At 45.7% G+C, this 26,136-nt stretch carries 19 protein-coding genes and 3 pseudogenes; 18 read left to right on the plus strand and 4 right to left on the minus strand.

What is annotated here, in order from left to right; translation table 11 throughout:
• The first annotated feature begins 49 nt into the window (after positions 1-49).
• The 4 genes from AAHH42_RS12210 (at position 50) to AAHH42_RS12225 (ending at position 3,158) form a co-directional block, all read left to right on the plus strand.
• Positions 50-865 carry a GPO family capsid scaffolding protein gene (locus AAHH42_RS12210; protein ID WP_342221254.1) on the plus strand — a complete coding sequence of 272 codons (816 nt, stop codon included), beginning with the start codon at positions 50-52 and terminating at the stop codon, positions 863-865.
• 1 nt (position 866) lies between these two features.
• Positions 867-1,922, plus strand: coding sequence for a phage major capsid protein, P2 family (locus AAHH42_RS12215; protein WP_342221255.1), 1,056 nt, complete (start codon positions 867-869; stop codon positions 1,920-1,922).
• A 6-nt stretch (positions 1,923-1,928) separates the two neighbouring features.
• The gene (gpM, locus tag AAHH42_RS12220; RefSeq protein WP_342221256.1) at positions 1,929-2,582 is read left to right on the plus strand and encodes a phage terminase small subunit; all 654 of its coding nucleotides are present in this window, start codon (positions 1,929-1,931) and stop codon (positions 2,580-2,582) included.
• A gap of 96 nt (positions 2,583-2,678) precedes the next feature.
• Positions 2,679-3,158 carry a head completion/stabilization protein gene (locus AAHH42_RS12225; protein ID WP_342221257.1) on the plus strand — a complete coding sequence of 160 codons (480 nt, stop codon included), beginning with the start codon at positions 2,679-2,681 and terminating at the stop codon, positions 3,156-3,158.
• Positions 3,159-3,370: 212 nt separating this feature from the next.
• Here AAHH42_RS12225 and AAHH42_RS12230 read toward each other — a convergent pair.
• Together AAHH42_RS12230 and AAHH42_RS12235 are read right to left on the minus strand one after the other, a co-directional pair.
• Positions 3,371-4,546, minus strand: a pseudogene (locus AAHH42_RS12230) (IS91 family transposase); the annotation flags it as partial.
• A gap of 15 nt (positions 4,547-4,561) precedes the next feature.
• Positions 4,562-4,810, minus strand: a complete 249-nt coding sequence (locus tag AAHH42_RS12235; RefSeq protein ID WP_342220947.1) for a hypothetical protein — start codon at positions 4,808-4,810, stop codon at positions 4,562-4,564.
• 188 nt (positions 4,811-4,998) lie between these two features.
• Here AAHH42_RS12235 and AAHH42_RS12240 point away from each other — a divergent pair, with 188 nt between their 5' ends.
• The 13 genes and pseudogenes from AAHH42_RS12240 to AAHH42_RS12300 all read left to right on the plus strand — a co-directional run bounded on the left by AAHH42_RS12240 (position 4,999) and on the right by AAHH42_RS12300 (position 11,834).
• Positions 4,999-5,202, plus strand: coding sequence for a tail protein X (locus AAHH42_RS12240; RefSeq protein ID WP_342221259.1), 204 nt, complete (start codon positions 4,999-5,001; stop codon positions 5,200-5,202).
• An 18-nt stretch (positions 5,203-5,220) separates the two neighbouring features.
• Complete coding sequence (locus AAHH42_RS12245; RefSeq protein ID WP_342221260.1) at positions 5,221-5,472, plus strand: HP1 family phage holin; 252 nt, start codon at positions 5,221-5,223, stop codon at positions 5,470-5,472.
• Entirely contained in the window at positions 5,456-5,974 is a 519-nt protein-coding gene (locus AAHH42_RS12250; protein ID WP_342221261.1) for a lysozyme, read from the plus strand. The genes AAHH42_RS12245 and AAHH42_RS12250 overlap by 17 nt, the downstream gene beginning before the upstream one ends.
• Positions 5,967-6,437 (plus strand): lysis protein, encoded by a 471-nt coding sequence (locus AAHH42_RS12255; protein ID WP_342221262.1) that lies wholly within the window; start codon positions 5,967-5,969, stop codon positions 6,435-6,437. The genes AAHH42_RS12250 and AAHH42_RS12255 overlap by 8 nt, the downstream gene beginning before the upstream one ends.
• A 6-nt stretch (positions 6,438-6,443) precedes the next feature.
• A complete protein-coding gene (locus AAHH42_RS12260; RefSeq protein ID WP_342221263.1) occupies positions 6,444-6,911 on the plus strand; it encodes a phage tail protein in 468 nt (155 codons plus the stop codon).
• Positions 6,899-7,354 (plus strand): phage virion morphogenesis protein, encoded by a 456-nt coding sequence (locus AAHH42_RS12265; protein WP_425286299.1) that lies wholly within the window; start codon positions 6,899-6,901, stop codon positions 7,352-7,354. Before AAHH42_RS12260 ends, AAHH42_RS12265 begins: the two co-directional genes overlap by 13 nt.
• 78 nt (positions 7,355-7,432) lie before the next feature.
• Positions 7,433-7,714 (plus strand): type II toxin-antitoxin system RelB/DinJ family antitoxin, encoded by a 282-nt coding sequence (locus AAHH42_RS12270; protein ID WP_342221264.1) that lies wholly within the window; start codon positions 7,433-7,435, stop codon positions 7,712-7,714.
• A 10-nt stretch (positions 7,715-7,724) separates the two neighbouring features.
• A complete protein-coding gene (locus AAHH42_RS12275) occupies positions 7,725-8,018 on the plus strand; it encodes a type II toxin-antitoxin system YafQ family toxin (protein WP_342221265.1) in 294 nt (97 codons plus the stop codon).
• A gap of 134 nt (positions 8,019-8,152) precedes the next feature.
• A pseudogene (locus AAHH42_RS12280) lies at positions 8,153-8,747 on the plus strand (phage baseplate assembly protein V).
• Positions 8,744-9,091 (plus strand): GPW/gp25 family protein, encoded by a 348-nt coding sequence (locus AAHH42_RS12285; protein ID WP_119797037.1) that lies wholly within the window; start codon positions 8,744-8,746, stop codon positions 9,089-9,091. The pseudogene AAHH42_RS12280 and the gene AAHH42_RS12285 overlap by 4 nt, the downstream one beginning before the upstream one ends.
• Complete coding sequence (locus AAHH42_RS12290; protein WP_342221266.1) at positions 9,091-9,999, plus strand: baseplate assembly protein; 909 nt, start codon at positions 9,091-9,093, stop codon at positions 9,997-9,999. Before AAHH42_RS12285 ends, AAHH42_RS12290 begins: the two co-directional genes overlap by 1 nt.
• Before the next feature lie 215 nt (positions 10,000-10,214).
• Positions 10,215-10,400, plus strand: a pseudogene (locus AAHH42_RS12295) (IS5/IS1182 family transposase); the annotation flags it as partial.
• Positions 10,401-10,589: 189 nt separating this feature from the next.
• Positions 10,590-11,834: an IS256 family transposase gene (locus AAHH42_RS12300; RefSeq protein ID WP_342221106.1), complete on the plus strand. Its 1,245-nt coding sequence runs from the start codon at positions 10,590-10,592 to the stop codon at positions 11,832-11,834.
• A gap of 11 nt (positions 11,835-11,845) precedes the next feature.
• Here AAHH42_RS12300 and AAHH42_RS12305 read toward each other — a convergent pair whose 3' ends face one another.
• Positions 11,846-12,268: a GNAT family N-acetyltransferase gene (locus AAHH42_RS12305; protein WP_342221267.1), complete on the minus strand. Its 423-nt coding sequence runs from the start codon at positions 12,266-12,268 to the stop codon at positions 11,846-11,848.
• A gap of 687 nt (positions 12,269-12,955) precedes the next feature.
• Between AAHH42_RS12305 and AAHH42_RS12310 the strand changes: the two genes are divergently transcribed.
• Positions 12,956-15,238, plus strand: a complete 2,283-nt coding sequence (locus AAHH42_RS12310) for a family 10 glycosylhydrolase (RefSeq protein ID WP_342221268.1) — start codon at positions 12,956-12,958, stop codon at positions 15,236-15,238.
• 398 nt (positions 15,239-15,636) lie between these two features.
• On the opposite strand, the gene AAHH42_RS12315 is transcribed toward AAHH42_RS12310, so the two are convergent.
• On the minus strand, positions 15,637-25,725 hold the full coding sequence (locus tag AAHH42_RS12315; protein ID WP_342221269.1) for a C80 family cysteine peptidase: 10,089 nt from the start codon (positions 25,723-25,725) through the stop codon (positions 15,637-15,639).
• Positions 25,726-26,136: the final 411 nt, after the last annotated feature.

Raw genomic sequence — 26,136 nt, forward strand, 5'->3', positions numbered from 1 at the left:
GCTCGGCTCGCCATCCTAGACCCCATCATTGTTAACCGGAGCCAACAGCATGGCAAAATCCACCTTTTTCCGCGCCGCCGTTGAGGGAGCGACCAGTGACGGGCGCAGCATTTCACGGCAACACCTTATTGAAATGGCGGAAAGTTATAACCCGTCCTATCGCGGCGCACGTGCCAATCTGGAACACATCAAAAGCCTGTTACCGGATAGCCCGTTTCGTGCTTATGGCGATATCGTCGCAACAAAATATGAAGAAATTAGCGCCGGCCCGCTTAAAGGAAAAATCGCCTTACTGGTTCAGGTAGATGCGACCGAGGAACTGGTCAAACTGCGAGAAAATCGGCAAAAGGTGTACACCAGCATTGAATACGTGCTCAAATTCGCCGATACCGGTAAAGCTTACCTGACTGGCATCGCCTTCACCGACAACCCGGCATCCTTGGGCGCTGAAATGCTCACCTTCTGTGCTAACAGTCAACATAACCCGCTGGCATCACGTAAAAGCCAGGCAGAGGCGCTGTTTAGCGCAGCGGAAGAAATCACGCTGGAATTTGAAACCGAACAAAAACCGGCGCTGTTTCACAGCGTCAAAGCCCTGTTTGGCAAAAAACACCTCAGCGATGACGCACGTTTCACGGATATCCATCAGGCGGTCTCCCTGATAGCCGAGCATCAGCAACAGCTAGCCGAAAAATGTGCTCACTTAACAGCGCTAGAAAGCACTGTCACGGCATTACAGGCCGCGCATCAGACAACACAACAAAGCGTGACCACACTCACTGCCCAGTTAACTCACGCGGATCGCAGTACCCACTCACGCCCCCTGACCACGGGTGCCAACCCAACTCACCTGACGGATTGCTAACATGAAAAAACACACCCGCAGCCAATTTAACCAATATATTCATCAGGTCGTCACGCTCAACGGATTGGAAAACCCCGCCGATATCGCCGCAAAATTCACCGTCGAACCGTCGATTGCACAAAGACTGGAAGCCAAACAACAGGAAAGCAGCAGTTTTTTATCAAAAATCAACCTGTTTCCGGTGGATGAACAAACCGGCGAAAAAGTGGGCTTAGGGATTGAACGTCCGATCGCCAGTACCACGCAGACTAGCGAAAAAGAACGCAGCCCTGCCGATCCCACTAGCCTGGACAACCACCCCTACCGCTGCACACAAACCAACTTTGATACCGCTCTCAGCTATCAAAAGCTGGACATGTGGGCAAAATTCCCCCACTTTCAACCGCTGATCCGTGACACGCTGGTTAAACGGCAAGCCTTAGATCGCATCATGATTGGCTTTAACGGCATCAAACGGGAAGCCACCTCCAATGCGACCCAAAATCCGTTGTTGCAAGATGTCAATATCGGCTGGTTACAGCATATCCGCGCCCAGGCCGCCTCACAGGTGATGAATAAAATCATCAATGCACAAGGGGCGGTGACGTCAGACACCATCCGCATCGGTCAAGGCGGGGATTTTGCCAATCTGGATGCACTGGTGATGAATGCGGTCGATGAACTGATTGAAACATGGTTTCAGGATGATACCGAACTGGTGGTGATTTGCGGTCGTGCGTTATTGGCGGATAAATATTTTCCGATTATCAACCAGAACCAAGCCAACAGCGAAAGCCTGGCAGCCGATCTGATCATCAGCCAAAAACGGATCGGCGGCCTACCCGCTGTCCGCGCACCTTACTTCCCGGCTAACGCGCTGTTAATTACCCGTCTGGATAACCTGTCGATTTACTGGCAGGAAGGGACGCGCCGTCGCGCGATCATTGACAACCCGAAACGTGATCGGGTGGAAAATTTTGAATCAGTCAATGAAGCCTACGTGGTGGAAGATTACGGCTGCACCGCACTGATTGAAAATATCGTCATTGGCGACATCACGCCGCTTGCCGAGGATTAACACGCCATGAGCAATCCTGTCCGTCGCCATAAACAGTTTGTTGCTGCCCAGCAAGCGGCCTCATCGCGTGAGACGGCGGGACTGCGCCATGCCAGCACCTACGACTTATTGCTGTTTAAATTACAGCAGGATTTACTGCACCTAAAAAGCATTGCCTCGATCAGCCGCAAAGCTGAAGTCAAACGCAGCTTGTTACCGACCTACAGCCCGTGGGTAGCAGGCGTACTAGCTAACGGCACAGGCACGCAAGATGCGATCCTGATGCGCACGCTGATTTGGCAACTGGATGTCGGCGATCTCACCCGTGCCCTCGACATTGCTGACTACGCTATCAAACACGATCTGGCTACACCGGACAGTTTCCAGCGTTCCACGGCTTGTTTAATCGCCGAGGAAGTGGCGGCGCTAGCCAGCCGAACACTGCTCGAAAAACGCCCGCTTGATACTGTCCAATTGCTGCGGGCGCAACACCTTTTACACGGGCAAGACATGCCCGATCCGGTCAAAGCCCGTCTGCATAAAATGGTGGGCTATGCCCTGCGTCAAGATGGGAAATATGACCCCGCCTGTCTCCATTTAAAGCAGGCACTCACCCTGGACAGCCGCAGTGGGGTCAAAACCGACATCAAACAGCTTGAAAAATTACTTCATGCTGCTTAACCCTATGCCCAACGGCAGGGCGGCACGGGCAATTGACAGGACAAATGTATTGCTATCAATGCGCCCGTTCACCGCCCTTTTATTGAGAGAAAGTTAATGGTCAGCATTGCAATCAACCCAATGGGGGATGAAGCCGGGATAAAAACTGAACAATTCATCAAAAATAATGGGTTCTGGCCGGATCTCGATCTCCAGCACTACCGTGATGCCATGCGACAAGACGGCACACTCACTCCCGCGCGTTTACTTGAAGCGGCACACAGTGCCCTCAATGAAACCCATGATCGGCTTGCAGCATGGCGAAAAAAACAACAACAGGCGGGCTATCCCTCACTGGTTGAGGTGCCTGCGAAGCAGGTAGGCAATGAAAGTAGCTGCCTGCTCCTCTACCGCCGTGCTGTCTATTGCCTGATACAGGCCACAGTAACGGAACGGTTTCGCAGCGTTGATGCCACGGCCTCGGGCACGAAACGGGCAGAAGCACGGGAAGAGACGATTGATCACCTCCGCCGTGATGCGGCTTGGGCAATCCAGGACATACAAGGCTTCACTCGCACCACCATTGAGCTGATTTAACGTTAAACACGTTTAATCTTGATAGATAGGAATTTTAATAATTTGGTTTTATTGTCAAAAACAGAATTGGATCAAAAAATAAACGATATTATTTTCAAACTTTAGGGTTATTCTCCTTAACGTAGAGAGTCCCGGGTGATAATAGGGTCATTTTCGTTTAAAAAACCAGCATTTTCGAACGCGAGGCGCCCCTTCCCTGCAGAGGCTAAATCCCCCTTCATTTTTGCCAGAGATTCATGGTGAAGCATTAACTGATGCCACGGCAAGCCTGATGTGATACCGCTTAGCACCAAACGAGAGCCACACAGGATGCACTCATGAGGGCCAATACGACTTAGGCGTTTTAACATTGCCGCATAAGTGATGTTGACGGTTTTTTCTTTTTCCTGCCCCAACAAAGCATCTATAATCGGCAGCAGTGTAGTCCGACGGCGGGGCGCTAAAAAACCATAATAGCGGACCATCCTAAAATGTTTATCCGGAATGTGGCTAATAAAACGCTGAATAAACTCGTCCATACTGAGGTTAAGTTTTTCTTGCTCTCGGGTTTTATGACTGAGGTAGCGATAGGTCACTTCCTGGCCGTTATAATGTTCCAGCCGGGATAACGACACCGGAGGCTTTTTTAAATAACGGCCTAAATAATTGAGCGTTTGCTGGGCATTGTCTGTCGGCTTTGCCAGGTCGATATTCCAATGCCGTTGGTAATGGAAATCCAGAAACTGCTCCCGTTGACCCAGCCTCGTGAGGGTTTGTGATAACTCCGGTGGTAATTGCAAGGTATCCCACTGTTGACGAAGTAGTGTGATAATCTGATAACGCCACTGTTTCATCAACGTTTTTCCGCTAAACGTGATTTTTTTCCATTTTTCGGCATTGTCATCGAGTCCGCCACAGGTCACCGAAAGATGCACATGAGGATGCCAATTCAGCGCTCGCCCATGCGTATGCAACGCCGTGAATAGGCCAGGCAATAGGTTTTTTGGCTGGCAAAAATCTAAAATAACCTTGGCAGCGAGACGACTGAGATGCGTTAACAGCGCACGATTTAGCTCAAACAACGGCCAGAACTCACGGGGAAAAGTGAACGTAATGTGTTGCCATTTTGTGATGGGAAGCACCGTGCGCTGTTTGGCCACCCACCGCTCTGTGGCTTTCTTACCACAGGAAGGGCATGAACGGCTGTGGCAGGTAAAGCAAATCCGTTTGGTGTGCGTACAGCCTGCCTTTTGACAGCGCCAGCTGGCAAACCCCAGCGCCGATGTTCCGCAGGAAAACAGTTTAATCAGATTATCGACCACCACCGGCCGTATTTTATCCGCATGAGCACAATAGTAATTCCACCACGCATGACCGACCTGAAAAGGATGACGCAGTTTACGGTTCATCTTTCGGCTCAAGCATCACGGGTGTTCTAGATCAAACGACCGACACTCCGGGCAAAAATAGACCGCATTCATTGCAGACTCTGCGGGAAAGCGAGCCCAGAATATTTCCCAAAACGTCTCTGTAATGAAAAGATTATCTCCGCCAGTAAAGGCCTGATGCGTTTTCTGATAAGGCATGGCTAAGGCTTTAGCAACCTCTTTCAAGGTCTGCTTCACCATTTTGGTATGCGCTGTTTGATGTGAGTGACAGATATTTTTAGGCATAACACCTTAGCTGAACGAGTAACGGGACCGGCTAATAGATAACACCGTTTCTTCAAAAAAATCAAGAGATAACAGACTACTTCACGTCGCCGACCTTAGGAGGCAGCCTTGAACACATTTAACCCTGAACCATTTTAATCTCGAACGCATTTAAACATGGAACCCATTAATCACTTTGAGCGACGGTCATGAAAATCTTTGCACAGCAAAACGACACGGTAGACGCCTTATGCTGGCGTTATTACCAGCGTACCGAGGGCGTGACGGAACAGATCTTTGCCTGTAACCCCGGACTCGCCGACGCGGGCGTTATCTTGCCGCACGGCTACAGTGTGGACATGCCCGATCCGACGCCTTCTCCCCTCAAACAACATCTCCAATTGTGGGACTGATGCTAGGGAAAACACCGCATGGACAGACACACTTCTTGGCTTTCTTATTCATCGGCGTGGCTGCTGACCTGTCTGGGTGCCTGGACATTACAGGACTGGGCAACGCTGATCGGCGTCGTGTTGGCAATGGGGACTTACCTCAATAACCGTTACTACAAACGGCGTGAAGATCAACGTCAACAGGAAATCCACGCACTCCAGCGCCAACAGCTGACTGAACACCAACGTACACAACGCACTCAAGGTGGTCAGAATGCGCCCACTCAGTAAAAAAATCCAGACCTTAATCGTAGCCGGTGCCAGTACTGCGATCCTGCTCGCACAATTCCTACAAGAGAAAGAAGGCAACCGACTCAGTGCCTATCAGGATGGCGCTAACGTGTGGACGATTTGCCGCGGTGCGACGCGGGTTGATGGGCAGCCGGTGAGACAAGGGCTGCAACTCAGTCGCGAAAAATGCGAGCAGGTTAACAAAATGGAGGTGGATAAGGCGATTGCCTGGGTCGAACACCATATCAAGGTACCCTTAACCGACGTACAGAAAGCCGGTATTGCTTCGTTTTGCCCGTACAACATCGGCGCAGGTAAATGCACGGCATCCACTTTTTATCGCAAACTCAATGCCGGTGACACCCTCGGAGCCTGTGCAGAAATTAAACGCTGGATCTTCGATGGCGGTAAAGATTGTCGCATTCGAGCCAATAATTGTGCAGGTCAACTGATAAGACGGGAGCAGGAAAGTGAACTCAGCTGTTGGGGGTTAGATGCTTAATCGACTCGTTACCGGCGTACTGGTACTGATTTTTAGCGGATTACTCCTCACGGCTTTTTATTATCACGAAGAAACCGTAGAAAAGGATATCGCCATCAAAACAATCACCCAAGAGCGCGATACGGCCTTTTCCCTTATCCAGACACTGGAAAAACAGTACGCCCAGATAGCCGCGCTGGACAGTCACTATACACAGGAATTAACCGATGCCAAAACTCAGCTGGCTGCCCTTGAACGTGATATTAATGATAAGCACCGTAGGATGCAGCTCAACGCCACTTGCCCCAAACCCGTGCCCCACGCCGCCACCGCCGCCCGCCTGGATGATGGTACCCGCGCCAGACTTAACGACACCGCTATCAAACATTATTTCCATCTCCGAGAACGTATCAAAACCGCAACTCAGCAAATAGCGGGATTACAGGCTTACATTCAAACAGTGTGCTTAACTCACCCAGGATAACCCGCGATGTTAAAACCCACTTTGCTAAGAAAGGCACTGACAGATGCCGTGCCTTATCTCAAACAAAATCCCGATAGCTTGCATATTTTTATTGATCGGGGCGCTATTGTCTCCACATTGGCGTCGTCCCTGTCCTTTGAATACCAATACACCCTCAATCTGATCATCACCGATTATGCAGACGACGCCGATACCCTGTTTGTACCTATTTTACACTGGTTACGCACCCATCAGCCGGACATCATGGCGCAACATGCTACCCGCGCAGAAGGACTGACCTTTGAAGCCGATCATTTAAACAACAGCCTGCGTGATATCAGCATTAATCTCAGACTGACCGAACGGGTGATCGTCAAAGAAGAACAGGGCGTCTTACAGGTCACCCATCTGGATGAACCGCCTGCCCCTGATACGACACACCGCCATTATGAACTCTTTATCAAAGAGGAAAAAGTGGCACAATGGCAACAATAAACACCCGCGATCAACTTAACCAAGCGCTCGCCAGGCTGTTGAAGCAATTATCACCCGCGAGCAGAAAATCTTTTACGCGCCAGATAGCCAAACAGCTACGGGAACGGCAAAAACAGCGCATTCAAGCACAACAGAAACCCGACGGTACCCCGTTTGCCCCACGCAAGAAAAAATGCCGCGACAAAAACGGACGTATCAAACGTAAGATGTTCAGCAAATTGCGTACAACCCGGTTTTTAAAGAGCCACAGTAACGCCGATGAAGCTATGGTGAGTTTTGCGAGCCAGGTCACACAAGTAGCACGGGTGCATCATTATGGCCTGCAGGATAAAGTGACACGCAACGGCGTGACCGTGCGTTACGAAAGCCGCCCGTTACTGGGGTTGACTGACAGGGATATTGACGAGATCACTGATCTTGCGTTGGCGCATCTGGTGGGTTAATCAATACTCATTGGTAAATATGACTTTACCGTATCTCATTTGAGTTACATAATAAGCCTCTATTAAAGAGGTATAAAAATGACAACACACACATCAATGATGCATGTCCGTATTGACAATGAAATCAAGGAAAAGGCGACTGTAACGCTTAATGCTATGGGGCTTTCTGTCTCGGAAGCGGTTCGTTTATTCTTGTGCCGCGTCATTGCAGACGAAACATTCCCGTTTGATCTGAAAGTACCGAACAAAAAAACACGGGCAGCAATGGCCGAAGCAGAAAATATCGCCCATAACCATAATGCACGTTTTGCCACTTCTGATGAGTTATTTACTGACCTTGAAAAAAACAGCAGCAAGTAAACGAGCGACAATGCCACGGGCAGCAGATTATACCAAAACGTTCTTCAAAGATTGGGAAAGGCTGTCACGTTCTGGACGATATGATATGAACCGGCTCAAGCAAGCCATGCTTCTTCTGATCGCCAATGATGAACCCTTGGGCATAGAATGGCTTGATCACCCGCTAAAAGGAGAATGGGAAGGACATCGTGAATGTCATATCGGGGGTGATTTCCTGCTGACGTATAAAATTGATAATACGAATAAAACAGGTCTTATTATTTTTGTTCGTGCCGGTACGCATGCAGAGCTATTTAACGGGTAAAAATTAAACCTGTTTGATTAGACTGCAACGTAACCGGTTTTTATTCTCATTAATTAATCTTTCTCTCCCCTGTCTCACCCCTCACACAACGCCGATCACATGCCCGAATGTCGCACACGCGGCACACTGACGGCATGAAAACCTTCAATCATGCAGAATATCAACGCCTGCTGGCAAACCTGATCCGGATTGGCACGGTATCCGCCATGGATCTTGCCCGAGGACAATGCCGCGTAAAAACCGGTGAAGTTAGAAACCGACTGGCTAAACTGGCTCACTTCACATGCAGGGCGTGTCAAAAGTCGGTCTGCACCCTCGGTGGGTGAACAAGTCCTGATCCTCAGTCTGGGTGGCGAATTGACCACCGCATTTGTTTTACCGGCGGTCTTTTCCGATGTTAACCCTGCGCCTTCGGCCTCACCGGATGCGATCATGCTCACCTTCCCAGACGGTGCCCAATTTAATTATGAGCCAAAAACCGGCCACTTAGCGCTAACAGGCATCAAAACTGCAACGATAACCGCCGCTAGTGCCATCACCCTGGATACCCCGGTTGTCACCTGCACACAACAGCTGATCACCGACAGCTTACAGGTTAATCAGGGTGGCAAAATCACCGGAGAATTCACCCACAGTGGTGGCAACTTGACCTCTAACGGTATCACCCTGCACCGCCATCAACACAGCGGAGTAAAAAGTGGTGGCAATAATAGTGGGAACCCCCGATGACGTACCTTGGCATGCACCGCCACAGTGGCAAAGTGATCACCGACATCGCGCATATTCGCCAATCGATCAGCGACATTCTCATCACCCCACAAGGCTCACGGGTGATGCGCCGTGCTTACGGTTCGCTGCTCTCAACCCTGATCGACAGCCCGCAGAGTCCGGCACTGCGCCTCAGAATGATGGCCGCCATTTACAGTGCCTTATTACGTTGGGAAAACCGCCTCACCCTGAGCGCCATCGACATTACCTCTGACATCAACGGCATCATGCAAATCGACCTGCGCGGCCATCGCAGTGATACCGGGGTTCCTCTCAGGCTCTCCTTACCGATAGGAGGAAAATAATGCCTAACCTGGATTTAAGCTTACTGCCGGCCCCCCAGGTGGTAGAACCGCTGGATTTTGAAACACTCCTTAAGCAGCGTAAAGCCCAATTTATTGCCTTATCTCCCCCGGAACAGCAAGCAGCGATTAGCCAGACGCTCAACTATGAATCCGAGCCGATCACCAAACTACTGCAAGAAAACACCTACCGCGAATTACTATTACGCCAACGGATCAACGAAGCCGCGCAAGCCACCCTGTTGGCCTATGCCAAAGACGCCGATCTCGATCAGATTGGCGCCAACTACCAGGTTAAACGCTTAATCCTTCAAGCAGCCAATCCTGACGTTATCCCGCCGCTGGCGTTGATAACAGAAAATGACACCGATTTCCGCCTTCGCATTCAACAGGCCTTTGAAGGCTTAAGTGTTGCTGGTTCGACCGGTGCTTACGAATTTCACGCTCTCAGTGCCGATGGCCGTGTAGCCGATGCTTCCGCCATCAGTCCCTCGCCAGCTTGCGTGACCCTCACGGTATTATCCAGAGAAAACAACGGTATTGCTTCGGTAGACCTGCTAACACGGGTTAACAGCGCACTCAATGATGAAAACATCCGCCCCGTCGCTGATCGCCTCACCGTACAATCGGCAACCATTATTGATTACCGCATTGATGCCACGCTCACGCTCTACCCTAAACCGGAAGCCGAACCGATCCGCATGGCTGCCGAAAATCGTCTCACTGCCTATATCAGTACGCAACGTCGTTTAGGGCGTGATATCCGTTTGTCGGCGATTTATGGTGCCCTGCATGTCAAGGGGGTACAGCGGGTAGAACTGGCTGCCCCCTTACGTGATGTGATACTGGATAAAACCCAGGCCGCCTGGTGCACAGGTTATAGCTTGAAAATAGACGGCTGTGATGAATAGCTGTCTGAGATGGGTCAGTTTTTCTTCTTTAACGAGGAGACATTAATAGACCTCTTCGGAAACTATAGCAGGCGCCATGTAACGTGATCACTTTTGTTAATAAATATTAATTAATATCAATATGTTATTTCTAATTTTCATAATCAACTGATACGGCGCCTGCTATAGCATTCATGTAGGAATGTTGGTAAAAATCTCCTGAACAAGGAGCCCCCATGAAATATGAACAAATAAAGGTATTGGAAGAGGAAAAATTTCGGCGCTTAACCGGAGTTAAACGCAGTACATTTGAAAAGATGATAAAGATATTGAATGAAGCAGATAAATGTAAGCAAGGGAAAGGAGGTCGGAAACCCAAGCTGGGTTTAGAAGATCGCTTATTAATGGCCCTTGAGTATATACCCAAGTGAAATCAAGATGCAGGATTTAGCGCCTGGAAATTATCGTTTAAGCGAGATACCAGAGAACTTGCCATTTGTGGTAGCTTCACCTCAAAGAAGTTTAAGATATCGTTCTTAAAACTCTGTGAGCCTGTCCTGAAAATTGTGTAATTGCCTATATTTAAACAATTTGTGAATAGGATATAGACAATGGTAAGAAAGAATAAATTACCGGATACCCCGCAACAATCTCAGCTACGTCAGGTAGCTCAGGCGCTGGTAAAAGACATTAAAACTGAATCTGATCTAAACAAGATACTCAATGAATTCGTTAAGATGACAGTAGAAGCGGCATTAGGTGCTGAAATGGAACATCACCTAGGTTATGCCAAAAATGCGGCTGAAGGACGTGGCAGCGGTAATAGTCGTAATGGCTATTCTGCAAAAAATATTACCTCTCAGTACGGTGAATTAGCGATAGAAACGCCCCGTGACCGTAACGGCGAGTTTTCCCCGATAATGGTTGAAAAAGGGCAAACTCGGCTGACCCATTTTGACGATCACATTTTAGCGTTTTACGCTCAAGGCATGACCACACGGGAAATTACCGAAACCTTTAAAAAAATCTATGATGCTGAGGTATCGCCAACCTTGATATCTAAAGTCACTGATGCGGTAATTGACCGAGTAACCACCTGGCGTAGTCGCCCACTGGACAATCTGTATCCGATTGTTTATCTGGATTGTATTGTCGTTAAAGTTCACCAGGATAAGCGGGTTATCAATAAATCTGTCTATATCGCGCTAGGCATCAATATGGAAGGACATAAGGAATGCCTTGGCTTGTGGATAGCGGAGACGGAAGGAGCAAAGACCTGGTTATCGATTCTGACCGAGTTAAAGAATCGGGGCTTAAATGATATATTAATTGCTTGTATGGATGGTTTAACCGGGTTTCCTGAGGCTGTCAACACGGTCTATCCTGAGACAAAAATCCAGCTTTGCATTGTCCATTTAGTCCGTAATTCGGTCAAATACGTCAGTTGGAAAGATCGACAAGCACTCTGTGCCGACCTAAAACTCATTTACCGTTCCGCTACAGAAGAAAATGCTTTGCAAGAGCTTGATAGTTTTGAAGGACGCTGGGGTGAAAAATACCCAACACTGGTACAAATTTGGCGCAGAAATTGGGATAACCTATCCACATTTTTTACTTATCCCGACGAAATTCGCAAGGTGATTTATACAACAAATGCGATAGAATCACTCAATAGTGTGATACGTAAAGCCATAAAAAAACGCAAAATATTTGCACATGATGGGTCTGCATTAAAAGTGATTTATCTGGCAATAGAATCTGCATCAGAAAAGTGGACAATGCCGATACCAAACTGGCGTCAGGCTCTCAATCACTTTATGATCGAATACCCTGAACGGTTATCAGTGTATTTATGAGGAATCGGCAGTTACACAGAATCTTGTACAGGCTCGACAACAAGTAACTCTAGTTGTTCATTTTCCGCCCAATCACGTGCTTCTGATAGTAAAGCCGTGCCAATCCCTTTGTTACGGTATTCCGGTAATGTGTAAACATTAGTGAGGTATCCCCACTGGCCATTAATATCATTAGGACTGGGCATTTTCGTTACTTTTACTATCGACAAAATAGCTATTACAGTCCCTCCAGTCTCAGCTATAAAATGTACGATACCCTTGTGGCCTGCCATTTGTGATAATGTACACTCGCATTTTTCTATAAATTCTTTTTTCACGTTGGGATCAGCTACAGGGGCATCATCTGTGCAAAGCCTCCAACGGAGGTTAGCCAGTGAGGCAATGTCCTCCGGAACTGCCAATCGACATTGGTAGTTATCACCTTCATCAATCATTCTCATATGCCAATCGCCAGTATAGTTACCACAAAATAAAACAACTCATTAAAAATAATTAAATAAAATATTTTGGCTTAAATTACGGGCAACAAAACACAACTTTTCAGTCATGATTTATCAATCAATTGCCTCCTCATTTTGACCTATTATTCACGTCCCAGCGTGCCAATATTACCGTTGTTTGCCTAATAAAAAAATTTTATTAGGCATTACGTCACAACTTGAATCCGAACCTGCTATAACAAGGTTTACAGGCTATACAACAAACAGCACACTCCATTGTTAGCACTAATTAGTGCGCTTATAATAACTCAGGATACAATGTCAGATTTCTTTTGTAGAATAAGCTTCTTTGATCGGGTCATGTGTAAAAATTTGAGTTACTACAGTGAGTTGGAACCTTTATTTAAACTTCCCTTGCCTTCTTTAGCACGATGATAAAAATTAATCTTATAGATATAAAAAATGATTTAAAACGTCATTCTGTCTCTATATTATTATCTGTGCCTATTTTTCGTGTAGAAAAAATCTATGGTCACCCCAAAACCGACGAAGACACACGACGTACCTCCCAGGAAAAGATAGCCTGCTATAGAAAACAGGGAAGGTCGCTAGTGTATCTGGACCTATATAAACTGTCACCACACCAATATAATCAGAAAAAATCATAAAGGAGCGGCAAAAATGTCAGAACGCAAGCGAAATTTACGCGGTGCTTGGATTTCCACAGTGATCAACCTTGATTGGCCATCAAAAGAATCATCGGCAATCACCGATGAGACCGCACGGGTACATGCTCAGAAGAATGAATTAATCCGTATATTGAATGAAGCAGTGAGTATGCGTATGAATGCTGTTTTTTTTCAGGTGAAACCCTGTTCTGACGCATTTTATCAATCAACTCTGCTGCCGTGGTCTACTTATCTGACCGGCACGTTAGGGAAAGACCCTGGCTATGACCCGCTGCAATTCGCTATTGATGAAGCTCACCGACGTAATTTGGAACTACATGCCTGGTTCAACCCGTACAGGATATCGATGAATACCACGCAAAGTACAATTGACGCGCTGAACAATGTGCCAGCTGGATCGCCTGCCAGTGTTTATAAAGATCATCCCGATTGGGTAAAGACTGCTGCTAACCGATTTGTACTTGATCCTGGTATGCCAGAGGCACGGGCGTGGGTTATTCAAGGTGTGATGGAAGTGGCTGAAAAATACGATATCGATGGTGTTCATTTCGACGATTATTTTTATTATGAGACTGATGCTTCTACACTGGATGATGATGCTACTTTTTCCCTTCACGGTGGCGGATTTTCGAATAAGGGAGACTGGCGGCGTAATAATACACTCTTGTTGATAACCGAGCTTTCCACAAAACTCCGTTCTACTCAGCCACAGATTAAATTTGGTATTAGCCCTGCTGGCGTTTGGCGCAATAAAACTAACGATCCTGCAGGTTCAGATACGTCTGCGGGTAGTCCAAACTATGATAATCAATACGCCGATACCCGACTTTGGGTGCTGAATGAATTAATTGATTACATTGCACCACAGGTGTATTGGCCTTTTACTCGACAAGCTGCTCGATTTGGTGTCATCACACAGTGGTGGGCTGATACCGTGCGCGGTAAAAATGTTCACCTGTATATTGGAGAAGCCCTGTACAAAGTGGGTGTGCCGAGTACCACAGAGCCAGAGTGGATGGTTGATAATGGGGTGAAGGAAATAAAGGACCAACTTCTCTCAAATATCAAGATAGCTGAGATTCAGGGTAGCATTCTTTTTCGGCATTTATTCCTGCGAGAAGCGGCAGTACTGCCAGCAAAAACGGCTATTCAACAAGAGGTATGGTCCTCTGTGGCGCTGATCCCTTCCATGCCATGGAAAGGGTGTATCCCGCCAAGCGCCCCAGTTAACTTGACACAAGTCGTGACAACCGGCGGTATTGAATTACGATGGGAACACGCCGATGACGCTAGCGTTTATTATGCTATTTATAGATTCATTGATGGCAACACGGTAGATATTAATCGGACTGACTGCTTGCTGGCCACCGTACGTAAAGTGAGTGGGCAACAACAAAGCTGGATTGACAAGTCGACAACTCAAGATACTGGCGTGTTGTATGCCGTGACGGCCCTGGATCGTAACCATAATGAAAGCAAGCCTTGTCGGAAATTAATGGAAAAGAGTAAAAAGATAAATATTGATTATAATTCTTACCGCTCAGTGAAAAGTTTTAATAGCCGGGTTCGTTTCTTGGTTATGCATTATACTGCGCTTAATTTTTCTGGTTCAGTCAATGCCTTAACCGGGCCATTGGTCAGTGCGCATTACCTCGTGCCAGATCTTACAGATCCAACTTATATCAGTGCTGGATTTAAGGAACAGCGAATTTTCAACTTGGTTGATGAAAAAGAACGGGCATGGCATGCTGGTGTCAGCGCATGGGGAAATCGTACGAATCTTAATGATAATTCAATTGGCATTGAGATCGTTAATCAGGCCAAAGATGTTAGTGGCGTATTTACTTTTCCTCCTTTCAATGATGAGCAAATTGAAGCGGTTAAACAGCTAGCACTGAATATTTTACAGCGTCACCCTGATATTTCGCCCACTCATGTTATTGGTCATTCTGATATTGCGCTGGGACGCAAAAGTGATCCTGGTGCCGCATTTCCATGGTTTACCCTTTATCAGGCGGGGATCGGAGCCTGGTATGATGAAGAAACGAAGTGCAAATATATTGCTCAATACACACAGAATCCGTTGTCTAACGATGAGGCCATAAAGCTGTTTAAAAAATATGGTTATAATACCAGTGAAGCAGCAACGCCGGTAGGGTTGCAAAAGCTGGTTCGAGCATTTCAGCTGCATTTCCGCCAGGATAAGTATGACGGGCTGCTGGATGTAGAAACCAGTGCAATATTGGCTGCCTTGGCTAAAAAATATATGGGGTAATATGGCCTAGCGCTCCGGAATGGGATTTGAGTTGGCAAGAAAGAATGGGGTTTATTAGATGCGATTAATGGTATTTAATAATGTCAAAAGTTGATTGAATCAAGAAAAACATTTTATAAATTACAAGATTAAATAATGCAAATATAACCAATAGATTAATAATAAAACTTGGCTGCTTATGCAGCCTTTTTTATTATCAGGAACCCCTACATGGCAAAATCCCCCCCTACGCACTGTGCACGGAAAACTCGGGCACCTGTTTGGCCCTGTGCATCAATCCGAGGTAGAGGTGCCAAGGCAATTTTTAATGAGATGCTCCCTCCTGTAGGGTTGACAGGGTATGTTTCTTTCTGGAAAGAGCATCAAATAAGGAGTGAAAAAGCGAATCCTCTATCAAATTAAACTTGGGATGCTTGACGATTTTCTCTGTCAGCAATTGGAAAATCTGTCGTTGAAAATGACGCTTGTGTCAGTCCCATGTCAAATACGGCCTGTTCTGAAAAAGGAAAATTCGACATTGCTTCAACCATGTTATCAATCAACAGATCGTCAATGCTGCTGATAGCTAACTGAAATGCACCCACTGTTATTATTTCGATTTTGTACTCCAGTAATCCTCTCTCTGAGAGAGAATAATGATTTTTTATCGTTACACTGTCACTCAAACTGCTTGTTGAATCCAAGCCATCAATCAACACAACGAGATCATTACCCTGTCTTTTTAATCTGATATCCTCTTTGGTGATATCAGGGTCAGAGAAATAGAGCCTATCATGGCCACCACTGTCGGTAATAATATCCTGGCCATCACCGCGGGCGTATTGATAGATATCATTTTCATTGCCTGCTACCATTGTATCCTTACCTTTCCCACCTATCAGGATGTTATTACCTGTTTCAATGACTATCACGTCGTCACCTTCCCCACCCTCCACGGTATAGCCACCCATGCTGCGAGCAATAAAAATGTCATCCCCTGCCAGTAAGTTAAGCTTATTAACGGTAAGCACTGTCTCATGATATACCATGACGACGTCATCGCCTGATGTGACCTGCACCTGTCCCAAAGATACCGCACCCAAATCGTTACGAATTAACGGCTGAAGTACCCTGTTCTCATCCTGTAGCCAGAGATGGCGGTAATCTCGATGTTGCATAAAATTGAGAAGACGGATGCTAGAGTGTAGAGCGGGTGCATTACGGTGACTGAGCACAATATCCTTACCCTTTTGTGTCAGACGGATATCTTTGAACAGCCAGGGTAGCAACAAGATGTCTTCTGCAGGCTCTCCACCACTTGAAGCACCATTGTCATAGTTGTCAATGGTTATTTCTCGATTCCCAAGCCCCGTCATATAGTGATCGGTTCCCCCTTTTCCTACGAGAAGGTCTTTGCCGTGAGTACTCCATAAGTAGTTACTGTTATCATCTCCTTCCAAGTAATTGACAAATTTTGTGCCTACCATATCCAGCTGGATAAAACTTGGAAGCGCAATAACAGGTGTATTTATTGTGCTGGCATGCCCGACAATATTGATATTAATCTGCCCCTGTCCCCATCTGTTACGTGCGGTCAGATGAACCTGTACATTTTCTGCTCTGGCTCCTTGAATACGCTCCTGCCAATTACGATCGCGTTCAGGTTTATACTGCGCGGTTAAATGGGGCAGCCTCCCACCACCGTCTGAGCTATGTTCCATGATAGCTGGCCATTCTGTTATTAATAGACCGTCACGGCTAGATAAGTGATAAATATGTTGACGTTTTCTTTGCTTATTTTCGACGGAGCTGTACATTGCACGTAATACCACTGTGGTGAGTCGCCCCTCATCATTGCGTAGCCTGATCCAGACATCTTGCTTGTGTAATGTAATCGATGTAATTTGCTCTGCTTTGTAGTCGAGTAGTATGTTGCTAATTTCCGGCAAATTCTGGGTTTCTTCCACAACTATTGTCACATTTCGATCCGAATTATTTTGTAAAATGTGATAACTGTCTATTCCTCTGCCGCCCGATGCCATACCTGCCTGTAACGTCAAAATGTCATTGCCATCGTTGCCAATCAGAGTATCTATACCCCCCATGCCGTCGAGAACATTGTTACCATTATCACCCACTAATATGTCATTGGTGCCACTATGTCCGTAGGCATGTTCGATGTTGTGTAATTCAGCAATAATTTTTTTACTGTGTCGGTATTTTGCGTAACCCACATCGAGGTTAATGTTATACCCTTCTGTTCCAACCAGTTGAGCCGCTGCTATGACTGCATCACCCTGATCTTGTAATGCAGTTCCCCCATTCAGTACACTGGGCTGATCTGGCGCCGCCTTACCCATCAACAGGAAACGATCTGCCTGATGCCCACCGGTAAATTGTTTTCTTCCTGCCGCCACATCGAAATGATTTATCTGGTGCTGATGGCCGATAGCGCTATCGTTACCATCGCCTAATCGGAACCAGGCGATAGTATCCTTAATACGAGTGGAACTAAAAGTATGCGCATTAACGTCTCCTTGCTTATTGAGAGATAACAAGACCGCCTGGCCATCTTTACCTGTGTTAAGGCCAAGAATATGTTGTTCACCGGCCGCTAATCGATTAGGACGATAGGCTACAGTCTGGCCATTTTCCTGGCGCCAGGTATCATCGATCTCGGCACGGAATACTCCCTCTTCTCCCCCGTAAGAAATGGTATAACTGCCATCATTCTGTATGACGACTAGATCAGCATAACCATCAGTATTCATGTCATGTAACTGCACCCGCTGGCGACCAAAATTAGCCAGTAGCTTTTGAACAGAGTGATGAGATTGTTTTGATATTTTTTTAAATGGCTCCCACAAAAAACTGTCGTTTTTACCCAACAAGATGTGTAATTGGCCTTCACGCGTAATTGAAACAATATCGTCACAACCATCACCATCGATATCACCAGAGAGGTGGTGGATATAGTCATGTCCCAAGCGCCCATTTAATCTCGATACCGGTACACTAATTTCCGAGGTAAACTCTCCATCCGTGCCACCATAATGGATACTGATATGATCATCGATAAATGACACTAAATCAGCACGCAAATCACCATCAATATCCGCCAGGACGGTTATTGCTCGCAATTGCCATAGAGAAGGAAAACTCATCTTAGGTTTTTTAATGATAAAACCGTTATTTTCTTGCGCTAATAAAATATGAATCGGCTTCAGCTTACCGGCTTTGATAACAATATCATCACGGCCATCATGGTTGATATCTCTGACAAAAAGCCGTGGTTTTATTGGATTTTTTGCTGCATCCTGATAGATCGATTCGATCTCTTCAATTTGCCCTATCCGCTGGGCTTGACCATAACCCCCTTTTTTATCGGCCAGTAACAGATAAAATCCCTGCAGAGAAAAATAACCGATATCACGCCAACCATCACCGTTAAAATCCCCCATGACACTGTGATCACCTATGTTGTAATAGATAGGATTGTGATTATTGATCTGTACTCTGAGTTTTTTGCCTCTAGGATCAGTAAATTGACCTACTGTTTGGTACTGATTAGCAACCCGTGCCTTAAGCACCTGGTGAGAAAGATGACCACTATCATCAACAGTGTCGTCGGTACCCACTAGTTGTTCAGGGGTGTAATAAAGGTAGTCACTGTCGGTTACTGAGGGTGGCCCAAGTTTGGGTGGGTACTGATTATGCGCATGTTGTAATAAATATTCAGACAGGGAGGGTGCCACCATAGCCTTGGCATTTTCACTGGCAAGAATGTGATCACGTATCGTGTGCTCTCTACCCGCCAGATCTTTAGCCACTATTTTCCGATAATAATGTTGTTGCAATTTAATCTGACCACGAGTGGTGTAAAGAACGTCGATATTTCTATTAGACAACAGTATCTTCCGGGACTGCTCTCTGAGCAGGCGGTCATATTCCTGACGAGCCAGCTTTTTTGCTTGACTAAAACTTATCCTATTTTGTACCCTATTATCCAGTCCTTCTCCAGTGAAAACCCGCCAACCGTTGCTCAAGGTTTCCATAAAATCCAAACTCACATGGTGCTGAATCTCCTCTATTTGACGTACAGCCCCGTAGATTTCTGAACCCAATATCATTCCTGCGCCAATAATCAGGCTAACAGGCACGGCGACAGCAGCAGCCGTGCCTCCTAAGGCAAAAGCAATCGCGCTACCAATGCTGATCGCCGCCCCTACCACTGAAAGCGAACCACTAACGATGAAATCTTGTCGTATTTTGGGGTCTAAGATGTCCGCCTGGGCACGGAATAACCGTTGAGCCTGGAAGATATCAAAACCACTGGATAATCCGCCTAGTATTGGCCCACCAAACCTGGCTAACTTAGAACCTGCACTAACGCCTATCTGGCCCAGACGAGAGCCAGGAACCATTCTGTTCGCTAGATAGCCGCCCAGTTTACCCAAGCCGTATTGAGTCACATCAATCGCTATATTTGAAGCAAAAGAAGCCATAGCAAAATTTCTTTCAAACTCTAAATCAACCGGCTGTGTGGCAATCTCTTGCTGGATAAGGGCACTGTTATTAACTCTTTCATCATACCTTTTAAGATCATAAAGTCCACGCAGGTAACCGTATCCCTGCATCCCGATACCTGCACGGTGACTAAACTTGATGGCACGTTGCCAACCGTGGGTCACACGCATACTTTCTAATATTCGGGGAGCTAACGTGAACGTATTTAAGACAAAATTAAATGCCCGGTCCAGCCTTTTTGACTGATGGTGAAGTTGCGGTGTGTGGAGGGATTGTGGGGGATGGCGAAAATCGCTCAACAATACTTGTAGAGCCGTCAACGCGGGATAGGTCGTTCTTGCCTGGGCAATATTAATTTTGTAGGTTTCAAACAAATATTGGCCCCTTTGTTGCTTGACCCCATAATATTCTGCCCGAGTTTGGTTATCCAATGGGTAAATTTTACCCGCGAGATAGTTTTGCAGCACCGTATTCAATACTTCCCTGTTTTTTACTACATCAGGGCCACTCACTCTAAGTTCTCCAACAGCGGGATCATACAAAAAATAGCTGTGTTGCCTACCTTGATAACGACTGGACAACATCAATACATGATGGTCAGTTTTTAATAGATATTCTCCACCATCATGATCAGAAGCATGCGCCTGCAGACGAGTAAAGATCGCTTGATTATTGAGATCGATTGATGCCAATTGATTAAATTTATGGCGGAATGCATCAATCTGACGTGAATTTACATCGGATAGGCTGCCTTTTGCTCTTTGTTCGTTAATCAGGGCGTGCGTCACTACACCCTGAAAAAAACGCTGTGTTTCGGTTGTTCCCAACATGTGAGCATGAAGCCAGATTAATCCGAGCCCGGCAGCGGCAGCCTGAGCACGAGCGCTTTTATTGCTAATAAATAGCCCTTGAGGAGAAAGGTGTGTCTGAATTTCTACACCAGACGTGAGATTTTTTATGCCTGCGTTCTGCCACGCAGCGAGGCTGCTTGCCTGGCTGGTATTCCAATGTTGGCTTTGTTGCCGCGCTACTTGACCACTTAATTCACGTAATTGTGAGTGAATACCTTGCAGTTGTAAAAGTTGATCAACCTGGTGGCGCCACCACTGATGGTACTTACTATCAAAAACAGTTAGCATTAATTGTTTTACGTCCAAAACCTTTTCAGCTAACGTGCCTGAGCTGTGTTCTGTTACATGAAAAGAATCCGTCAGATCACGGCGTTGCTGGTCATCCAGTGCAACATATTTCACCTCTCCCGCCGCCAGCTTATCTATCAACACGACGGCACGTTCTAAGCGTGCGGCCAGATTTCTGGCTGAGACTAATTGGCCGTCTTTATTCCAACTGAATACTAACTTGTCATCACCTATTTTATCCTGCCAGGCACCTGCTCCCTGTGGTGTGAGTTTCTGGCCGAGCTCATTGACAGTCAGCCTCGTTCTGCGAGCACCAATGTCGGCATAGATACCTTGCTTAGCCAGTAATATGCCAAATTCTTTAGCATAACCGCCAGGTTGTCCGCTTTCGTCAGTTAACGAACATCCTACAAGGCTAACGTAGCTAGGCACCGCATGGATACCATAGTTAGCATGCAATTGAGTACTAAGCTGTGTTATCTTTTTAGCCAAGCTAGCAGGATTATACCCGGCCAGTGTTTGATGATTAATATGGTTTTCACCGCCACGGCCATGCCCTACCACTTGCCAGCGCAGATTACCGGTCAGCCACCGCAAGGAGCCATAGATGACACGATAGTTGCCCTCACTGTCGAGCTGCACAAACACCGATTTATTTGGATGCTTTCCGGCCAATTTTGCTGCCGCGTCTCTGACTTCGACGTCATCTTCAAGCTGAAGAATAAGCTGGCCATCAAATCGCGTATTGGTGTGGTTGCTAACCAGATTAACTGTTGCCCGGCTCCATCCGTCCACATCATTATTTCGCCATGCTGAGTGAGAATGATGATCACTTAATCCTTGGTGATAAGCATCTCCCACATTGTCATAAACACCACGCTGCGAGAGATCATCGGCTCGGATATAAAACCTGTTTTGTTCATCGATACCCACTACAGGCAATCCCAAACGGTGAGCAATACCTGGTAAGAAACGTCCTCTACCAGGATTAGATAGAAAAAGCGTATCATCAGCGACGACAATGAATTTTTCACCTTTAGGCACCGATTTTAGTTTTTCCTCCGCCAGATTATTTACCATACTTTTTTTGTACATGGTGTTCCAAGCAGAAGTTCTTTTGCCCAGCGCAATGACGTTCATCCCTTTTTCACAGGCAGCAATAAACAATCTTTCCAGACCAGCATGATGTAACATCATTTGTAAATACATTGGCATCTGCCTGGTACGCTGGTAATCATCGATGAACGGTTGTGTTATGCCGAGCAGAGGTAAAGCCAGGGTAGTGACACCCAGTTCTTTCAGTGTATCAATCTGTGGAATAATAAGATCATGCCGATCTAACAAACCAAATTGCAGGTTCATCAACAACCCCTGACGCCCCTCAAGCAGCAGAGCGAACCGCCCTTTTACGCTGGTTTGTTGATGGAGTAGTTGATTGAGCTGAAGCCGAGATTCAAATGAATACTGCTTATCCCAAGCCGCTATATTGGTATGGTAAATGCTGTGGTAAGTTTGTTTTATGCGCAGTAAACCTGCTTTCTGCTGCTTGCGTACATACTCTTTATTGGCATATTTATCAAACACCTTATGTTCATCATTATAATGATTATGGTCAGAATGGAGTGCAAGCAGTAGGGGAACAATAGCCTGTGTTGCCTCTTTTTGATGGAAATTTAATGCGTATAATTCTTTAACTGTGTAGCCCACATGGATCCATCTTTTTACTCTATCAACCGCAATTTTCTTTAATAACCTTTTTTCTTGCGCCATTGATAATGCAGTCTCAAAATCTTTAAATTTCTCGGTCAGTGGAATGTGGAAGATGACGCCAAAGCCCAGATTATTTTCATCCGGCAGTGCACCAGAAATTCCCTGGGTTACCATGAAGTAATAATTTTTTTTCATCCCTCGGATAATAAAATCCATTAAAATGGGTCGAACATAAAGAGACTCATTAAATATCATCTGATACACATCCGCCGCCAATGCCGGCTGTGTTTGTGCAATATCAAGGATCCCCTTATTGACAGATTTTTGCTCATCCGAGATAAATAACACCTTATCGATTTGATAATTGAGCGTTAAAAAATCCGGATTACGCTTAGAATTCGGATACCGACGAATATAAGACTGTATCTGGTTTTTCAAAATGAAAGCAGTTTCGATCTGCTCGCTATCGGATATCAGTGGATCGTTTAATCTAGCAAGAGAACTCTGTATATCTTTATAGAATTGACCAGATATTACTGCCGGTTCATCTAGCTCAGCAATGGAAAATACCCGGTAACGAAATAGATTTGAAGTCGCATGATCCGGCAGATTATTTGGCCATGTTAAATTATGTTTTTCCCGTTGAAGAATGCTGATAACGGCTGGGGAATTGGGGGCTCGCTGTGCACAAGCTATCGCTCGATGGTAAATGTTGGATTGGTCTGGGTTGGAGGGAGGTGGGCGCTCTAAGGTTACCAACGCTCTAACCATTTCGATATTTCCTTGTTCGATGGCAAGCATCAATGCATTAGCGGAATCATCCTTGGCTTGATACGCCAGTAATATCTTCACCATCCTGCTGTCTTTTGACAAAACAGCCTGTTCCAAAATCGTGGTTTTGGTCGCGACACGCGTGTTAAATAAATCTCTCATCAACACATTTTTTTCATCCGGATCAGCACCGGCAATCAACAGTTCTCTAAGTATCTCGAAATTTTTGTGTGCGACTGGATGATAAAGCACGTTATAACGACCGGGATCTTGATAATCTGCTAATGGATGCCGAGCTAACAATAGGGTGACTAATTCGGTTTGGTTTTTCCTTAGTGCCAAAAATAAAGGATTCTCACGATGCCCATACTGAATCTGCTTTAAACCGATTTCTTCTCGTTGCAGCAATAAACGAGCCATGTACTTATCTTCATATTCGATAGCACAAATCAATAAATTACCCAGAATACCTGCATGACTAATGGGGGGACTGTGCGGCGCTGCCAAGGCCTGCTTAATAATTATTTCTAACAGTAGACGCCTTGGTTCGATATCCTGGGCAGTCCAAGGATCTGCCACATCATAGGATATATTCTGATATTGACTGTTAAACCAGGTAACGTAATTTTGGATATAAGTTGCAGCACGATAATTGTTACGCTGCTCAAAAAAATAGCATATTTCTGCCGTGTTCATCGTTGGCAATAAATCAACAGAAATGTCGGCTAGCTTCTCATTAGGCAGTGTTAAGAGTACCGACATCAATGGATTGACTGCTAACGTTTTAAACCATTCAATATAACGTTGCGCATAATCAATACCTCCCTCATCACCCAATTTTAAGAAAAACAAAGCAAGGTCTGCAGGGGACGCTTCCTGTAACAAATCAGCCGGAATGTTAGCCAGTTGATCACCTGGGCGTTTTAATAGAATCGGCATTAATGGATTAGTTGCCAGTGTTTTGAACCACCCACTATGGCGTCTTGCATAGGCGATACTCTCCTCGTCACCCAGTTTTGAGAAAAACAAGGCAATTTCCTTCGGCTCTGCTGCCTGTAGATATCTAGGATTAAGTTGACTTAGCCACTGCGCATCTTGCTCACTGGTTTTCCCCAGAATGCGCATTATCTGCCCAGAAGCAATTTGATCGGTATAGTGGCTGTATTGCTTGAGATGTATCATATCCAGTGGGCTTAACTCACCCTCTTCTTCTCGCCAAAATAAGTCACCTATCCGCTGAATCTTATTCCCCCTGCTATCATCGTATAATGTTTCTATTGACCAGCTTGGCCAGCGGTTTTTAGGCAATGAACGTGAGAGCTGAGAGAGTTGTCTGGCGATGTCCACCTGCAGTAAAGTCATATCTTGCCGTAGCTGATAGCCACCGTCTGCGGCTTCCTCGATAAGAGAAGATAAGCTGATTTCTCCATAGCCCGGTTGCAAAGCAATGACAGTATCCCGTATTAAAGAAAATTCTGGCATTTTGTCGGACGGGTTTTTTGGGAAGATATTACGCAGATTGTGCAAATAATGCATAGCCAGCTCATAAGTCAGGTTATAGGGCGTTACGGCAGCCATTAACGCTTGCTGACAAGCCAGGTAATTTCGTGAGTCTATCGGCATAAATCGTGCGTGTGGATCGTGACTGCGAGGGATGTTAAGTTCTTCACTAAATCGATCAAGGTAAAAATTAAAAGTGTGTACACCGGCTCTATAATAGACGGGTATAGCATCACTACTGGTAAACTCAGTGACCACCCGACTTGCTATTTTTAATTTAACGATATCCATTTTGCTTAAGAGATCGCCAAATGGAGTACTCAGGCTGAGTTTAGTATTCAAGATATAACTTTTAACGCCAGAACCACACCACTTAATTTTTTTTGCCAGTTCACAAATTTCATCCAGTTTTTTTTCGAGAGGAACGTCCCTTTCTTCTACCGGTTGTTTTTCTATCCTCTCTATTCCTGCCTCTCGTTTACCTTCTTTGTCTCTTTCTACAAGAAGTTGAGCAATCTCTTCCATATGTTGTTTTGCTGAATAAAGACTATGCAGATAAGTCACATCAACGTTACCGGCAAACAGTTCAGCTTTGAATTGCGTTAACATTTCCTCTACTGTGGCCTTGATCCCATGTTCCGATGTAATAACACTAAGCCCTTTATCCGGACTATGTTGGTTATAGAACCTAATGATATTATCAATAGCCTGCTCATATTCTTTTCTAAATTGAGGATAGTTTGCAGACTGTTTAAAAACATGGATCTCAGTGGCCTGTTCACCAGTATAGTAAATGGGTACATAAGGGGTTTGTGAGACCGTCGAGGGGTGAACTGTTGTTGAAGCCTGCATTCTTGGCATAGCAATCATCCTTAATCTGCTTGATATAACGCTTCCATGACAATACGCTAAATCTAGACCGTCCCTGGCTTTTTTACCATACTTATTTTATGTCGTTTTGAATGGAGGTAAATGTAAATTGCACTGTAGAGTATCTCGGCTGGGTTATCTCTATCATTCTCACACCACGCAGTAGGTTATGCAAAAAGTCTATTATTGAATCAATTAGTTACAATTATGAGTAATAAGAAATTAAATATATTAATGAAGACAGCCGTATAGACCTATTGCTGTGGTCAAATTGTTTCGGGCAGAGAGTACATCTAACTGCTATATTGGGATCGGTTGTCTGCCTGGACATCAGCGAGTGCAACAGATTTCGAATAGACCCTCAAAAAAATGGCTATTGTCAGAACCGTTATCACCGTTAAT

The organism is Candidatus Fukatsuia endosymbiont of Tuberolachnus salignus (assembly GCF_964030845.1).
Taxonomy (GTDB): Bacteria; Pseudomonadota; Gammaproteobacteria; order Enterobacterales; family Enterobacteriaceae; genus Fukatsuia; species Fukatsuia symbiotica.

What these genes read in the sequence shown, in the direction of transcription:
- AAHH42_RS12285 (WP_119797037.1), top strand. Translation starts at nt 8,744, where the DNA reads ATGACGTACCTTGGCATGCACCGCCACAGTGGCAAAGTGATCACCGAC.
- AAHH42_RS12275 (WP_342221265.1), top strand. Translation starts at nt 7,725, where the DNA reads ATGCCACGGGCAGCAGATTATACCAAAACGTTCTTCAAAGATTGGGAA.
- AAHH42_RS12235 (WP_342220947.1), bottom strand. Translation starts at nt 4,810, where the DNA reads ATGCCTAAAAATATCTGTCACTCACATCAAACAGCGCATACCAAAATG.
- AAHH42_RS12265 (WP_425286299.1), top strand. Translation starts at nt 6,899, where the DNA reads ATGGCAACAATAAACACCCGCGATCAACTTAACCAAGCGCTCGCCAGG.
- AAHH42_RS12300 (WP_342221106.1), top strand. Translation starts at nt 10,590, where the DNA reads ATGGTAAGAAAGAATAAATTACCGGATACCCCGCAACAATCTCAGCTA.
- AAHH42_RS12245 (WP_342221260.1), top strand. Translation starts at nt 5,221, where the DNA reads ATGGACAGACACACTTCTTGGCTTTCTTATTCATCGGCGTGGCTGCTG.
- AAHH42_RS12225 (WP_342221257.1), top strand. Translation starts at nt 2,679, where the DNA reads ATGGTCAGCATTGCAATCAACCCAATGGGGGATGAAGCCGGGATAAAA.
- AAHH42_RS12260 (WP_342221263.1), top strand. Translation starts at nt 6,444, where the DNA reads ATGTTAAAACCCACTTTGCTAAGAAAGGCACTGACAGATGCCGTGCCT.
- AAHH42_RS12305 (WP_342221267.1), bottom strand. Translation starts at nt 12,268, where the DNA reads ATGATTGATGAAGGTGATAACTACCAATGTCGATTGGCAGTTCCGGAG.
- AAHH42_RS12210 (WP_342221254.1), top strand. Translation starts at nt 50, where the DNA reads ATGGCAAAATCCACCTTTTTCCGCGCCGCCGTTGAGGGAGCGACCAGT.
- AAHH42_RS12215 (WP_342221255.1), top strand. Translation starts at nt 867, where the DNA reads ATGAAAAAACACACCCGCAGCCAATTTAACCAATATATTCATCAGGTC.
- AAHH42_RS12255 (WP_342221262.1), top strand. Translation starts at nt 5,967, where the DNA reads ATGCTTAATCGACTCGTTACCGGCGTACTGGTACTGATTTTTAGCGGA.
- AAHH42_RS12250 (WP_342221261.1), top strand. Translation starts at nt 5,456, where the DNA reads ATGCGCCCACTCAGTAAAAAAATCCAGACCTTAATCGTAGCCGGTGCC.
- AAHH42_RS12315 (WP_342221269.1), bottom strand. Translation starts at nt 25,725, where the DNA reads ATGCCAAGAATGCAGGCTTCAACAACAGTTCACCCCTCGACGGTCTCA.
- gpM (WP_342221256.1), top strand. Translation starts at nt 1,929, where the DNA reads ATGAGCAATCCTGTCCGTCGCCATAAACAGTTTGTTGCTGCCCAGCAA.
- AAHH42_RS12270 (WP_342221264.1), top strand. Translation starts at nt 7,433, where the DNA reads ATGACAACACACACATCAATGATGCATGTCCGTATTGACAATGAAATC.
- AAHH42_RS12310 (WP_342221268.1), top strand. Translation starts at nt 12,956, where the DNA reads ATGTCAGAACGCAAGCGAAATTTACGCGGTGCTTGGATTTCCACAGTG.
- AAHH42_RS12290 (WP_342221266.1), top strand. Translation starts at nt 9,091, where the DNA reads ATGCCTAACCTGGATTTAAGCTTACTGCCGGCCCCCCAGGTGGTAGAA.
- AAHH42_RS12240 (WP_342221259.1), top strand. Translation starts at nt 4,999, where the DNA reads ATGAAAATCTTTGCACAGCAAAACGACACGGTAGACGCCTTATGCTGG.